This is a genomic window from Myxococcaceae bacterium JPH2, from assembly GCA_016458225.1.
GTDB lineage: Bacteria > Myxococcota > Myxococcia > Myxococcales > Myxococcaceae > Citreicoccus.
The window spans coordinates 318,199-331,798 of the sequence record JAEMGR010000007.1 but is presented as its reverse complement, the minus strand read 5'-3'; the positions used below and the strand labels follow the sequence as shown (position 1 = coordinate 331,798).

The window sequence follows — 13,600 nt, the reverse complement described above, 5'->3', positions numbered from 1 at the left end:
CGCGACGGCGCTTGAGCTGCGACTTCCGGCTCTTGGCGCGGTTGGCCAGCTTCTTCTTGGAACGATTTCCCTTCTGGGCAGGCATGTGGAAGGACTCCGTGTTGGGCGTGAAACTGGCCGCACGAGGCGGCGACGGGGCATCTTCTTTCATGCCCCTGGCCGAGCGGCCAAGAAGTTTCTTGACGGCCTCCACCCTTGCCAGCAGGCGGACAAAGGGGCAATACCCCCCCGGGACTGACGATGATTGACAAACTGGAAGAGGTCGAAAGGCGCTTCGACCGCCTCACCGCCGACCTGTCGAACCCCGACATCCTCGCCGACACCTCGAAGCTCCAGAAGGTCTCCAAGGAGCGCGCGGGGTTGGAGAAGCTCGTCGAGGCGTTCCGCGCCTACCGCAAGGTCCTCGCGGACCTCGGCGAGGTGGAGGCCTGGCTCGGCAGCTCCGACCCGGACGAGAAGGCCTATGCGCGCGAGGCCCTGCCGGGCCTGAAGCAGCAGCGCGAGGAGATGGAGGCCTCCCTCAAGATCCTCCTGCTGCCCAAGGACCCCAATGACGAGAAGAACGTCATCCTGGAGATCCGCGCGGGCGCGGGCGGCGACGAGGCGGCCCTCTTCGCCGAAGAAGTGATGCAGATGTATCTGCGTTACGCGGACCGCAAGGGCTGGAAGGCGGACATCATCGACATGAGCGCGGGCAACGCGGGCGGCGTGAAGGACGCCACGCTCACGCTGTCGGGCGACGCGGTGTTCAGCCACCTCAAGTACGAGTCCGGGGTGCACCGGGTGCAGCGCGTGCCCGCCACGGAGACGCAGGGGCGCATCCACACCTCCACCATCACCGTGTCGGTGATGCCCGAGGCCGAGGAAGTGGACGTGCAGGTGAACCCGGCCGACATCGAGATGCAGGTGATGCGCTCGACGGGCTCCGGCGGCCAGAGCGTCAACACGACGGACTCGGCGGTGCGCCTCATCCACAAGCCCTCAGGCATCGTGGTGAAGTGCCAGCAGGAGAAGAGCCAGGGGAAGAACCGCGCCATGGCCATGCGCATGCTGCGCGCCAAGCTCTATGAAATCGAGCAGGAGCGCATCCGCAACGAGCGCGACTCCACACGCCGCGCCCAGGTGGGCACCGGCGACCGCAGCGAGAAGATTCGCACGTACAACTTCCCGCAGGACCGGCTCACGGACCACCGCATCGCGCTGACGGTGCACAACCTGCCGGCCATCATGGCGGGCTCGGTCGAGGACATCATCACGGCCTGCCGGACCCACTACCAGGCTGAGGCCCTCAAGGCTCAGACGGGCGGCGGACGGCCCGCCAGCGAAGCATGAGCGGCGGCGAGACCTGGACCATCCGCAGGGTCCTCACCTGGACGACGCAGCACTTCGAGAAGCGGCAGGTGGATGCTCCGCGCCTCACAGCGGAGATCCTCCTGGCGCACGTGCTCCAGACGGGACGGGTGCGGCTGTACGTGGACCTGGACCGGCCCCTCGCCAAGGAGGAGCTGGGCACGTTCCGCGCGCTCATCGAGCGGCGGCTCGCGGGTGAGCCCACGCAGTACCTCACCGGCGTGAAGGAGTTCTACAACCGCCCCTTCCGGGTGGACTCGCGCGTGCTCATCCCCCGCCCGGAGACCGAGCTGCTCGTGGAGGCCGTCCTGCACGCGCTGCCCAAGGACGCGCCCTCGCGAGCCCTGGACGTGTGCACGGGCTCCGGCTGCATCGCCATCAGCCTCGCGGCCGAGCGGCCCCAGGCCACCGTCCTCGCCACGGACCTGTCTCCTGGCGCCGCCGCCGTGGCGCGCGCCAACGCTGAGGCCCTCAAGGTGGCGGACCGGGTGACGGTGTTGGAGGGCGACCTGCTCGGTCCTGTCCCGGCCGACGCTCGCTTCCACGTGGTGGTGTCCAACCCGCCTTACGTGGACGCGGGTGACATCCCGGGCCTGTCTGCCGAGGTGCGGCACGAGCCGCACATGGCGCTCGACGGCGGACCGGACGGCTTGAAGCTCATCCGACGGGTGGTGACGGACGCTCGGCGGTTCCTGGAGCCTGGCGGCCTCCTTGCAATGGAGATTGGCGAGACGCAAGGCCCCGCGGTCCTGGAGCTCTTGCGCGCCGCCGGCTACTCCGACGCGCGCGTGGAGAAGGACCTGGAGCGGCGCGAGCGGATGGCTTTTGGGACACAGCCCGTGGCCAGCGGGCCACAAGGCTGAGGACGGCGGACAGCATGGACATGATCATCGTGAAGGGCGGGCAGCCGCTGCATGGCGAAGTGGCGGCCTCGGGCGCGAAGAACGCGGCGCTCCCCATCCTCGCCTCCGCGCTGCTCGCGGACGGCACGCACACCTTCCGCAACGTCCCGGACCTGGCGGACGTGGCCACCATGCTCGAGGTGCTGCGCACCATGGGCTGCGAGGCCGCGCGGCTCACCGGCCGCAAGAAGGACGTGTGCGAGGTCGCCGTCACGGGGCCCATCACCCCCGAGGCCCCGTACGAGCTCGTGAAGACGATGCGGGCGAGCGTCCTGGTGCTCGGGCCGCTGGTGGCGCGCTTCGGGCGGGCGCGGGTGTCCATGCCGGGCGGGTGCGCCATTGGCGCGCGGCCCATCGATCAGCACCTCAAGGGGCTCAAGGCGCTGGGCGCGGAGATCCACCTGACGGAGGGCTACGTCGAGGCGCGGGCGAAGCAGCTGCGCGGCGGCACGGTCAACTTCGACGTCATCACCGTGACGGGCACCGAGAACGTGATGATGGCGGCGGCGCTGGCCAAGGGCCACACCGTCATGGAGAACTGCGCGCGCGAGCCCGAGGTGGAGGAGCTGGCGCGGGTGCTCAACAAGATGGGCGCGCGCATCGAGGGCGCGGGCACGTCCGTCATCACGATTGAAGGCGTGGACAGCCTCAAGCCCGTGGACCACGCCATCCTCCCGGACCGCATCGAGGCGGGCACGCTGCTCGTGGCGGCCGCCATCAGCGGCGGCAACGTGCTGGTGAAGCACGCCCAGGCCGAGCACCTGGAGGCCGTGGTGGACAAGCTGCGCGAGGCCGGCTGCACGATCACCGTCGAGGCGGGCGGCCTCAGGTGCAAGGCCCCTCGCACGCCCACCGCGGTGAACATCACGACCACCGAGCATCCAGGCTTCCCCACGGACATGCAGGCGCAGCTCATGGCGCTGATGTCGGTGAGCAACGGGACGTCGGTCATCTCGGAGAACATCTTCGAGAACCGCTTCATGCACGTGCCGGAGCTGCACCGGCTGGGCGCGGACATCACCATCCAGGGGCACACCGCGGTGGTGAAGGGTGTGAAGGGCCTCAGTGGCGCGCAGGTGATGGCCACGGACCTGCGCGCGAGCGCGTCCCTCATCCTCGCCGGCCTGAGGGCCGAGGGACGGACCGAGGTCAGCCGCGTCTACCACCTCGACCGAGGCTACGAGCGGCTGGAGCGCAAGCTGCGCAGCCTGGGCGCGGACATCCGCCGGGTGAAGGCCCGGGGCTGAAAGGGTGCAAAAGGTCTCGGACGCGACGTTGAGAACAGAACCCCTCACACGGGTTGCATCCCAATTTTCGCGCGACCTATCATTCTCCATCTACTCGGGAGCACTGCTCCCCCCTTCAGGAGAATGAACCGCCCCATGAATTGCCCCGGTTGCAACGTCGAGATGGCCGATCTCGAGGGGGACGATCAGACGTTGCGGAAGTGTGGAGAGTGCGGCGGGCTCTGGATTGACGTCGCGGACCTGAACCGGGTCCTGCTCCACAACAACCTCCCCGGGCTGGAGAGCCAGGGCGGCAAGATGGACGCCGAGGCCCTCACGGGCCAGTGCCCCGAGTGCCAGGTCGATCTGGTGCGTGTGGATGGAGGGGACCGGCAGCACCCCCTGCACTACGACACCTGCGAGTCCTGCGGCGGCATCTTCCTGGAGTCCGAGTTCCAAGACGCGCAGGACATCCAGGTGGCGATGCAGGAGATCGTCGAGTTCTTCCGGCACTTCGGTGCCAAGAAGAAGCTGGCGGCCCTGTAGGCCCGGGCGCACTCAGGGCTGATGGCGGAAGGCGCGCCCCCACTCCTCGGGGAGCGCGCCATCCAGTTCGATCCGCCCCCCCGTGTTGGCCTCGTCCCGAGGCCCCACCCGCTCCAGACGCACCACGACCTTGCCCTTCTTGGGCACGTCGAGCGTCAGCCGTCCGCCCGAGGCGGTGTAGGTCCCTGTCACCACGGTGTGCTCGCCGCCCTCCAGGGGCTCCAGCGAGAAGCGCCAGGTGCCATCCGCGAAGAAGGACAGGAAGCGCTCGGGCGCGCCCTCCATGCCTCCAAACCACGTGCCCAGGAACGGCGTCACGGCCGGGTCGTACTTGAGGCGCGACGCCAGGAAGGTGCCATTCAGCGGCTTGCCGCCGGAGTAGAGCACCAGGTCCGTCACGCAGACGGGCGCGCCGTCCTCCGCGCCTCGGAAGCGATCCGCCACCTCCAGGGTGAAGCGAGAGCCGACGAGCGGCGGGTTGAGGGGAACGGGCTGGAGCCCGCGCTTGTCCTCCACGGTGAGGCCGCGCGAGTCCTCCGTCGTGGTGAGCACGAGCTTCTTCGCGCGGGCGTGGGCCTTGAAGGCCTCGCGAGTCGTGCCGTCGCCCGTGTACACGCGCACCTCTTCCACGGTGACGGGCTCCTTGAAGCCGATGACGACCGGGACAGCCGTGGTCCCAGCGGGCGAGCACCATGCGGTGCTGTCCCGCCCATCCAGCAGGTTGGCGGGGGCGTAGCGCTCGGGGTGCTGCTCCCGCTCCAGGTAGTCCTCTGCCCGCGCATACCCCGGCGCGGGCGCTGCGGCGAGCGAGGGGGAGGCGAGCAGCAGGCAGACCCAGGGGAGGCTTCGCATGGGTCGCATCTTGGATCGCCCCAGGCGCGGTGATCCAATCCGGGGCATCCGCGCCTCGCCCGGCTGGGAGGGATGAAAGCGCCCGGCCCGAGGTTGGGGGTGCTTGACACCCGGTCACCCGGGGGAAAAGAAGGCGGACTGTGCGGAGGAGAACGTGATGCGACGTTGGGGCTGGGTCTGCGTGTTGGCCGCAACCATGGTCGGCTGCAAGAAGGACGAGGCATCCGTAGCCGACGCAGGAGTGCTGGAGACGGGCCCCGCGCAGCTCTCGGAGCAGGAGCCCAACGAGCGCCCGGAGCAGGCCCTCACCCTCACCCGCGACAGCCATGTGACGGCTGGCCTCACCGCCGAGCCCAACAAGGCCGACGAGGACTGGTACCGCCTGGCGCCCTCCGCGCCGCGCATCGCGGACGTGTCCGTGACGGGGCTGCCCGGCGGGGACATCACGCTGGAGGTCTACGACCGCGACCGCAACCGGCTCGCCAGCGTCAACAGCGAGGGCGACGGCAAGGGCGAGCGCTTCCCGAACCTCTATGTGGACGGCGAGCGCTGGGTGCGCATTGCCCCCTCGCGCAAGGGCGTGGGCGGGGCCTACACGCTTCAGGTGAAGTTCCGCGCGCCCAATGATGGCGAGGAGCACGAGCCCAACGACCGGGCCGTGGACGCGGTCGCCCTCGCGCTGGGCCAGCCGGTGACGGCCTTCCTCGGCCACGCGGGAGACGAAGACTGGTATCGCGTGGAGATTCCCGGGCCGCCCGGCGCCACCGAGGCGCCGCCCGCGCTCGACAGCGGCGCCGCGCCCGCAACGCCCGACGTCGCGCCCACCGAGGCCGCGCCGGCACCGGCTGCGGAAGGCACCTTCGCGGGAGGAGAGCCGCCCGCCCCCGCGCCCGAGGCAACGCCCGCCGAGGACGGTGGAGCCGCGGCAGCGGACGCGGGCCCGGCGGTGGAGCCGGAGATTCCGTCGGTCGCGCTGAAGATTGAACTGTCCGCCATCGAGGGCGTGCGCCCCGAGCTGTCGGTGCTCTCCGCGGCGGAGGCGACGCTGTTCAGCCTGCGCGGCAAGGAAGGCGAGGCGCTCGCGCTGCGCAACATCGGGGTGCGCGCCACGGACCGCATCGTCTACGTCGTGGTGAAGAGCGGCTGGGTCGGCACCGGCAAGGAGGCCCGCCGCACGTTCAACGCGGAGCGGCCCTATACGCTCACCGTCTCCCAGGAGGAGGCGGGCGCGCACGCGGAGCTGGAGCCCAACGACGAGCTGCTCAAGGCCACGCCGCTGGGTGGCTCGGGCTACCGCGAGGGCTTCCTGTCGCCCAAGGGTGACGTGGACAACTTCGTGCTCCGCACCCGCGAGCCCGTGCTCGCCAAGGTCGAGGTCACCGGCGTCGACCGACTGGACCTCGTGCTGTCCATGGTGGAGCCGCCCCAGGGTGACGGCAAGGCGGAGACGGTGCTGCTGCGCGCCAACGACGGCGCGGTGAAGGAGCCCGAGCGCCTCAACAACGTGGCCTGCCAGGACACCTGCTACTTCCGAGTGGAAGGCGCGTCGCGCAAGGTGGACGGCAAGTGGGTGAAGGACTTCGAGAATCCGGATCAGCCCTACCGCGTCACCGTCACCACGGTGCCGGACAACGGCGGCGAGGAGCGCGAGCCCAACAACACCCCGGACCGCGCGCAGGACCTCACGGCCGGCAAGGCCGTGCGCGGCACGGTGTATCCGGTGAAGGACGTGGACTACTTCCGACTGGACTTGTCGGACCGGCCGGTGCGCACGTCCCTGAAGGCCACGCTGCTGGGCATCCTCAAGGTGGACGTGGGCCTGTACCTGCACCGCGTGGGCTCGGACGGGAAGCTGTCACTCGTGCAGACGGCGGACCGCGCCAAGGGCGACCAGCCCGAGGTCATCCGCTACAGCGCCGAGCCGGGCGTCTACGTCCTGGAGGTCCGCGACGCGAAGAACCGCGAGGCCAACTTCCAGGACTCGTACCAGCTCACCGTCGAAGAGGCGGAGTAGCGCGAAGCCCGCGCCCCGGACTTCCACCGGGGCGCAGGGCACCGCGAGGACTCAGAGCGGCTCGGCCGTCGCGCAGCTGGGCGAAGCATTCTCCGCCGTCACGCGCGTGAGCGACTTCGGGCTCGCGTCCGTGAACGTGGAGAGACCGAGCACCAGGCACGTGCGCGACATCAGGAGCCGCGACGCCGGAAACGCGGCGATGGGCACGCTGAAGTCGGAGCTCAAGTACACCGTGGTGAGCGAGGAGCCGTAGAACGGGCTCGTCCCCCACGCGAACTTCTTCCCCGTGGCGGGTGACGAGCTGGTCAGCCCGCTGTACTGCGCGGACTGATACGACCACTCGCCCTCGGAGAAGCCCGCGCTGAGCAGCGCATGACCGGACGCGGTCTTCGTCGTCCCGTTGTTGTCGCTGTACACGCCGTGGACCAGCCCCGTGTCCGCGCCGAGCTTCATCTCGACGAGCCCGATTTCATAGAGCACGCCGGTGCTCGAGTGCCGCGCGAGCAGCGCGTGGTACTTGCGCGCGGAGCCAATGGGCTCGTTCCAGGTCCAGTTCGCCTGCGTGGTGAGCGAACCCGCGGCGGGCGCGAGCGTGGTGAAGTGACCGCGCGCATCCCCCCACTGCACGTTGTTGAGTGGCGCGTTGACGTCCGAGTCCGCGAACTCGACGACGCCATAGGGACCGCGCATGTCGAAGGAGAGCTGTCCCGCGCTTGGCTCGCTCAAGTCCACCCGAGTGTCGATGCGCGGAAAGTCCATCCCCTTCTGGAAGACCCAGCGGATGCTCACCGGCACCAGGAACTTCTGGTGCGCGCTCGCCGCCGCCGGAGTCGTGGCGGTCACATCCGCCATCGCCGCGCGCGTGCCCCACTTCGGATAGCGCGTCGTGAAGGTGTGGCTGATGGAAGTCGAGCCCGCGGTGATGGCCGAGTGCGTCCCCTGCACCGCGAAGCCCACGCCCAGCGGCGAGTCGTCCTCTCCATGCAGCCCCGCGATGGTCCCTGAGGAACCATTGTCGAAGCTCCGATACAGCTCGTGCGCCACGAAGTAGCCGTAGCCGCGCTCGCCGCCGGTCGTGCCGTCCACCGTCACCGTGCGCCAGCTCGCACCGGCCTTCACTTGATAGGTCAGCTGAACGGCGTAGCCGCCGTGGCTCGAAGCCGACTCGCGCTTCAGTGAGACCGTGCGCGGACGTCCCTGCGAGTCCGTCCAGGTGTAACGGTCCACCGCGATTCCGCCCACCGTGGCGGTCTCCCGCGAGACGCCGTCTCCTTGTTCGAGCGTGGGGTCGACCTGCGTCCCCGCGTCCGAGCCCCCATCGCTTCCGGCATCGACGCCACTGTCACTTCCGCCCGTGGTACCCGCATCGACACCGCTGTCACTTCCGCTGGTGTTCCCCGCGTCTCCCCCACCATCACGACCGCCCGAGACTCCCGAATCCGTGCCGCCATCCGAGAGCACGCCAGCGTCAGGGGTGGGCTCATCCGAACCACAGGCGCCCCACCCCAGCGCCATTCCCAAGAACGTCACCGAGAGCCATCGCCTGTTCATTCGCATCCGTCGCCAATATCACTGCCCCAGACAGCGAGGAACGCCTGGGTTCCTGCCCTTCCAGCCTGTGAAAGTCTTTTCAAGGCCATGGCAATACATGAGCGTGAGCCATGTATCGGAGCCCGCGCGGACGCATGCGATTCATCGAGAGCCCCGAACGGAGCTCATCGCGCGCCAACCATACGAAGCCGCGGACGGATCCATTTTCGGGACACGACATCGCCACCCCGGAGCACATCCCCTCCTGCGGTGGAGGTCGCCGGCCGGCCTCCTGGGCGCCATCAATCCGGAGGCAACGGATGCGAGTCCGCATGGGGTTCGGTCCGCCAGCCGACACCCCGGTTCAACAGCGTGCCGCCCTCCGCCCAAGGTGCGGAAGCGCGCCCCAAGTCCGAGGCAGCGGATTCTGAAAGTCGCGCCTCAGGTGGGCCGCAACGTCCTTGACGGTCCCGGAGGGCTGCGGTACACCCGGCGCACTTCTGCGGTGGTAGCTCAGTTGGTAGAGCACGAGCTTCCCAAGCTCGGGGTCGAGGGTTCGAATCCCTTCCGCCGCTCACGAACTGAAGGCCGGTGGTTCCTTTCAAGGACCACCGGCCTTTTTTCGTTCTGCGGACTCCGCCACACCCGGTGACGTGGACTCCGCCTCGCACAGGTGACCCCAAGCTTCCCAAGCTTGGGATCGCGAGTTCGCATTCCTTCCCCGCACGTCGTGACAACGACGGCACGCCGAAATGTCAGGCAACCAACGTAAGGTGCGCGCCTCTCCCCGCAGTCCCCCTGAGGTACGCATGCGTCTCGTGTCGATGTGTGTTGGTGCTCTCCCCCTCGTTGTCGCCACCGCCGCCCAGGCCCAGGTCATCACCCCGGTGCAGGGCAGCCGCTCGGTCTCCGCCGGCATCTCCGCCGTGGATGCCATCACGAACGTCGTCCACTCGGACTCCCACGGCACCACCGGCTTCGCGCCGTTCAGCGACAGCATCGTGCTGAAGGCCAACACCCAGTACGAGGACTCGAAGAGCCGCGTGGACGCGGATGGCTCCGGCACGGGCCAGTCCACCATCGGAGCCTCGCGCATCACCGCGTCGGTCTCCGCCACCGCTCGCGGCGTCGCCATGGATCCGTCCGCGCGCGGCCAGGGCCAGGGCAACGCGGACTTCTACCTGACCTTCAACGTCAACCGCGTCTCGCGCTACGTCGTGTCCGGCAGCGCGCAGGCGGCCTCGGACGCGTACATCGGCGCGTACCAGTTCGGCGGCTCCACCGCCCTGCTCTACATCGCCGACATCACCGCGACCCGCCCCATCCTCTCGCTCGACATCGGCAACCTCGACGGCGAAGACTCCTCCACGCGCACCGGCTGGATTCCCGCGGGCCAGTACACCCTCCAGGGTGACGTCTCCGCACTCGTGGACGCCCAGGGCCAGGGCAACGGCTCGGCCTCCGCTTCGTGGTCGCTCGACCTGCAGCTCTTCTGCCCCTCCGACTACGACGTGAACGGCACCGTGAACCTCGCGGACCGCACCGCCTTCCTCAACGCGTGGCAGGCGGGCCAGCTCGCCGCGGACGTGGATGGCAACGGCACCGTGGACGCCACGGACCGCACGCTCTTCCTGTCCGCCTACAACACGGGCTGCTAAAGGCTTGACTGAACGGGCTTTCAGCCACACCGTAGGGGCGTGAAAGCCCGTCCCATCGACAACCCGCCCAACCCCTGGGCGAGCACCGCGGTGGAGTACCTCGACGAGATTCCTCCCTCACGGCTGGAGGTGTGGGAGGACCACAGTCGCTCCGTGCTGTCGCACAACGACAGCCCGGACGTCGGCTTCGACTGGAGCGCCAATCCCTATCGAGGTTGCCTCCATGCCTGCGCGTACTGCTACGCGCGCCCCACGCACCAGTACCTGGACCTGGGCGCGGGAACGGACTTCGAGACCCGCATCGTGGTGAAGCCTCGCGCGCCGGAGCTATTGCGCGAGGCGTTCGAGCGCCCGTCCTGGAAAGGCGAGACCGTCGTCTTCAGCGGTGTCACGGACTGCTATCAGCCGCTGGAGGCGTCCCTGCGACTCACCCGCCAGTGCCTGGAGGTCTGCGCCGAGTACCGCAACCCGGTGGGCATCATCACCAAGGGGGTGCTCATCGAGCGGGACCTGGACGTGCTCCAGCAGTTGGCGCGGGAGGCGCGACTCTGGGTCAGCATCAGCCTGCCCTTCCATCAACCGGAGCTGGCGCGCGCGATGGAGCCCTATGCGGCCTCGCCCCAGCGTCGGCTGGTCACCATCGAGCGGCTCGTCCAGGCGGGCATCGACGTGGCGGTCTCCGTGGCGCCCATCATCCCGGGCCTCAACGACGAGGACATCGCCCGCGTGCTCACCGCGGCGCGCGAGGCCGGCGTCACCCGGGCGCACTACACGCTCTTGCGGCTGCCCGGTCCCGTGAAGGAGGTCTTCGAGGAGCGGCTGCGCGCGAAGCTGCCGCTCCGGGCCGACCGTGTCTTGCACCGCATCCGCGAGACGCGCGGCGGCGAGCTGAATGACTCGCGCTTCCGGCATCGCATGCGCGGCGAGGGCCTCTACGCCCAGAGCATCGACCAGCTCTTCCAGACCACGGCGCGCCGGCTGGGCATCCGCGGGTCCGCCATCACCGAGGCGGCTCCGGACACCTTCCGGCGTCCGGAGCGCAAGCCTCCTGCCTCTCCGCAGCTCAGCCTGTTCTGAGCCGCGCTACTTGGAGATGGCTTTCAACAGCGTCAACAGGAGGACGGCCCCCGCCGTGGCGACGCCCAGCGAGTAGAGATTGAAACCCGTCACGCCTCGGCCGCCGATGAGGTTGAACACCCAGCCGCCGACCATGGCGCCGACGATGCCGGTGAAGATGTTGGCGAACAGCCCCATCCGGGCGTTGGTGCCCTTGATGATGCTGGCCAGCCACCCCGCGATACCGCCCAGCACCAGCCACGAACAGATTCCCATTCCCATGCCGTCCTCCTTGGATGGTCCGGGACCTACCAGACCTCGCAGCGGTTCGCAGCGGGGGCGACCATCTTCGCGCCAGCCTGGCACGAGAAGGCCTGCTGGAACTGCTGGAGGTTCGTCACCGGCCCGTTGACGCGCCAGAACGCGGGCGAGTGCGAGTCCGTCAGCGCCCGCTGACGCGCGGCGGCGTCGCGAATCTTCGAGCACCACGACTGCGCGTAGCCCAGGAAGAACTGCTGCGCCGGGCTGAAGCGGTACGCCTGGGCCTCGGTGGCCTTCTCCGGGTGGGCCGCCAGGTACGCCTGCATGGCCGCGAAGGACAGCTTGAGGCCGCCCAGGTCCGCCACGTTCTCGCCCAGGGTGAGCTTGCCGTTCACCTTCACGTCGTCCACGGCGGTGTAGCCGTCGTACTGGCGCTGCACGCACGCCACGCGCTCACGGAACGCCTTGTCCGAGGCGTCCGTCCACCACTGCTTCAGGTTGCCATCCGCGTCGAAGAGGCGGCCCTCGTCGTCGAACCCGTGGGTGATTTCGTGTCCCACCACCATGCCCATGGCGCCGAAGTTCACCGGGGCCGAGGCCTCGCGGTTGAAGAACGGCGGCTGGAGGATGCCCGCGGGGAAGACAATCTCGTTGGTGGCCGGGTTGTAGTAGGCGTTCACCGTCGGCGGCGACATCAGCCACTCGGCGCGGTCCACCGGCTTGCCCGCCTTGCGAAGCTGACGGGCCTGCTCGAAGGCCTCCGTGGCCAGGTACGACTGGAGGAACGAGGCGCGGTCCAGCTTCAGCCCCTCGTAGCTGCGCCACACGTCCGGGTAGCCAATCTTGTTGGTGATCTTCTGGACCTTCTCCAGCGCCTTGGCCTTCGTCTCCGCGTCCATCCACGCGAGCGTGTCCAGGTTGCGCTCGAAGGACTTCTCGATCTGCCCCACCATGTCGCTGGTGGTGGCCTTGCCGTCCGCGCCAAACGTGCGCGCGATGAACGGCTGCGCCAGCACGTGCGGCAGCGCCGCGTCCGTGGCACGCACGCACTTCTTCCACCGCGCGATGTCCTCCTTGGCGCCCGTCAGCACCGAGGACTCGAAGCGGAAGAACTCCTCCTGGAGCTTCTTGGGCAGCGTGTCTCGCACGGAGTCCACGAAGTGGTACGCGAGGTAGGGACCCCAGTCGCCCGGGCGCTGCTCGCGCACCATGGCGGACACCGTCTGGAAGAACGGCGGGTGCGCCACGTTGAGCGCGTCACCCTCGGGCAGCCCCACCTGCTTGAAGTACACGTCCCAGCCAAAGGCTGGCGCCGTCGTCTGCAGGCCCTTGCGCTCCAGCCGGTGGTAGGTCTTCTCGGGGTCGCGACGATCCACCTTGGACAGCGCGGCGCCGGCGAGCCGGGTCTCGATGGCCAGGATGCCCTGCGCCTTGCGCGTGGCCATCTCCGGCTTGTCCCCGAGCAAGAGGAACACGTTCTTCACGTGCTCCTGATAGGCGACGCGCGCCTCCTTCATCTTCGCGTCGTCCTTCAGGTAGTAGTCCCGGTCCGGCAGGCCGAGGCCGCCCTGGTCCACCACTCCGATGACGAGCGTGGCGTCCTTCAGGTCCTGATCCGAGGTGATCCGGAAGAGCGCGTCCACGCCGCGGGCGTGCAGCCACGCCACCGTCTTGGCCAGGTCATTGGCGCTCTTGAGCGACGACAGCTTCGCGAGCTGCGTCTTGAGCGCGGGCATGGACTGCTCGAGCGCCGCCTCGTCCATGCAGGCGCCGTAGTAGTCCCCGAGCATCTGGGTGGAGCGGTCGGCGGACTTGGTGGCCGCGGCGCTGGTGAGGATGTCACGCAGCACCTGCTCGTTGCGCTCGGCCACGGTCTCGAAGCCGCGCGACCAGCGCGAGCGGTCCGCCGGAATCTCCGTCGCCTTCAGCCAGCCGCCGCACGCGTAGGCGTAGAAGTCGTCACAGGGGTTCACCGACGTGTCCATCACCGCCAGGTCCAGGCCCGGAGGCACCGGCCTGGTCGCATCCGCCACCGCGACCTCGGCGGCGGGCGGGGACGCCGGCGCGGTGACCACCGGAGTGGCGCGCGGGGGCTCGGGAGCGGGCTCCGCCGTCTTGCAGGCGGTGCCGAGAACACAGGAGGCGGCAAGCAGTGCCAGTCTCTTCAAAGCAATCTCCAGGAAGCAGGGACAGGGGCCGGGGGGG

Annotated in this window: 11 protein-coding genes and 1 tRNA gene; 8 read left to right on the top strand and 4 right to left on the bottom strand. The window is 69.0% G+C overall.

Features of this window, described 5'->3' with window-relative positions:
- Positions 1-240 precede the first annotated feature (240 nt).
- The 4 genes from prfA to JGU66_15020 all read left to right on the top strand — a co-directional run bounded on the left by prfA (position 241) and on the right by JGU66_15020 (position 4,024).
- Entirely contained in the window at positions 241-1,332 is a 1,092-nt protein-coding gene (prfA, locus tag JGU66_15035; protein ID MBJ6762085.1) for a peptide chain release factor 1, read from the top strand.
- The gene (prmC, locus tag JGU66_15030; GenBank protein ID MBJ6762084.1) at positions 1,329-2,213 is read left to right on the top strand and encodes a peptide chain release factor N(5)-glutamine methyltransferase; all 885 of its coding nucleotides are present in this window, start codon (positions 1,329-1,331) and stop codon (positions 2,211-2,213) included. The genes prfA and prmC overlap by 4 nt, the downstream gene beginning before the upstream one ends.
- A 14-nt stretch (positions 2,214-2,227) precedes the next feature.
- Positions 2,228-3,499: a UDP-N-acetylglucosamine 1-carboxyvinyltransferase gene (gene murA, locus JGU66_15025; GenBank protein MBJ6762083.1), complete on the top strand. Its 1,272-nt coding sequence runs from the start codon at positions 2,228-2,230 to the stop codon at positions 3,497-3,499.
- Between the two features lie 135 nt (positions 3,500-3,634).
- A complete protein-coding gene (locus JGU66_15020; protein MBJ6762082.1) occupies positions 3,635-4,024 on the top strand; it encodes a zf-TFIIB domain-containing protein in 390 nt (129 codons plus the stop codon).
- Positions 4,025-4,036: 12 nt separating this feature from the next.
- On the opposite strand, the gene JGU66_15015 is transcribed toward JGU66_15020, so the two are convergent.
- The gene (locus JGU66_15015; GenBank protein ID MBJ6762081.1) at positions 4,037-4,876 is read right to left on the bottom strand and encodes a discoidin domain-containing protein; all 840 of its coding nucleotides are present in this window, start codon (positions 4,874-4,876) and stop codon (positions 4,037-4,039) included.
- Between the two features lie 157 nt (positions 4,877-5,033).
- Between JGU66_15015 and JGU66_15010 the strand changes: the two genes are divergently transcribed.
- A complete protein-coding gene (locus tag JGU66_15010) occupies positions 5,034-6,890 on the top strand; it encodes an ABC transporter substrate-binding protein (protein ID MBJ6762080.1) in 1,857 nt (618 codons plus the stop codon).
- A gap of 51 nt (positions 6,891-6,941) precedes the next feature.
- Here the strand turns inward: JGU66_15010 and JGU66_15005 are convergent, their stop codons facing one another.
- Positions 6,942-8,441, bottom strand: a complete 1,500-nt coding sequence (locus tag JGU66_15005; GenBank protein MBJ6762079.1) for a hypothetical protein — start codon at positions 8,439-8,441, stop codon at positions 6,942-6,944.
- Between the two features lie 481 nt (positions 8,442-8,922).
- Here JGU66_15005 and JGU66_15000 point away from each other — a divergent pair.
- From JGU66_15000 to JGU66_14990, 3 genes are all read left to right on the top strand, one after another.
- Positions 8,923-8,995: transfer RNA gene (locus tag JGU66_15000), tRNA-Gly, on the top strand.
- A 234-nt stretch (positions 8,996-9,229) separates the two neighbouring features.
- Complete coding sequence (locus JGU66_14995; protein MBJ6762078.1) at positions 9,230-10,078, top strand: hypothetical protein; 849 nt, start codon at positions 9,230-9,232, stop codon at positions 10,076-10,078.
- 39 nt (positions 10,079-10,117) lie between these two features.
- On the top strand, positions 10,118-11,155 hold the full coding sequence (locus JGU66_14990) for a PA0069 family radical SAM protein (GenBank protein MBJ6762077.1): 1,038 nt from the start codon (positions 10,118-10,120) through the stop codon (positions 11,153-11,155).
- Positions 11,156-11,161: 6 nt separating this feature from the next.
- On the opposite strand, the gene JGU66_14985 is transcribed toward JGU66_14990, so the two are convergent.
- Positions 11,162-11,410, bottom strand: coding sequence for a GlsB/YeaQ/YmgE family stress response membrane protein (locus JGU66_14985; protein MBJ6762076.1), 249 nt, complete (start codon positions 11,408-11,410; stop codon positions 11,162-11,164).
- Between the two features lie 32 nt (positions 11,411-11,442).
- Positions 11,443-13,575, bottom strand: a complete 2,133-nt coding sequence (locus JGU66_14980; GenBank protein MBJ6762075.1) for a M13 family metallopeptidase — start codon at positions 13,573-13,575, stop codon at positions 11,443-11,445.
- Positions 13,576-13,600: the final 25 nt, after the last annotated feature.

Bases quoted from the DNA above. Each gene is read 5' to 3' on its own strand.
- JGU66_15020 (MBJ6762082.1), top strand. From the start codon at position 3,635: ATGAATTGCCCCGGTTGCAACGTCGAGATGGCCGATCTCGAGGGGGAC.
- murA (MBJ6762083.1), top strand. From the start codon at position 2,228: ATGGACATGATCATCGTGAAGGGCGGGCAGCCGCTGCATGGCGAAGTG.
- JGU66_15010 (MBJ6762080.1), top strand. From the start codon at position 5,034: ATGCGACGTTGGGGCTGGGTCTGCGTGTTGGCCGCAACCATGGTCGGC.
- JGU66_14995 (MBJ6762078.1), top strand. From the start codon at position 9,230: ATGCGTCTCGTGTCGATGTGTGTTGGTGCTCTCCCCCTCGTTGTCGCC.
- JGU66_15005 (MBJ6762079.1), bottom strand. From the start codon at position 8,441: ATGAACAGGCGATGGCTCTCGGTGACGTTCTTGGGAATGGCGCTGGGG.
- prmC (MBJ6762084.1), top strand. From the start codon at position 1,329: ATGAGCGGCGGCGAGACCTGGACCATCCGCAGGGTCCTCACCTGGACG.
- prfA (MBJ6762085.1), top strand. From the start codon at position 241: ATGATTGACAAACTGGAAGAGGTCGAAAGGCGCTTCGACCGCCTCACC.
- JGU66_15015 (MBJ6762081.1), bottom strand. From the start codon at position 4,876: ATGCGAAGCCTCCCCTGGGTCTGCCTGCTGCTCGCCTCCCCCTCGCTC.
- JGU66_14985 (MBJ6762076.1), bottom strand. From the start codon at position 11,410: ATGGGAATCTGTTCGTGGCTGGTGCTGGGCGGTATCGCGGGGTGGCTG.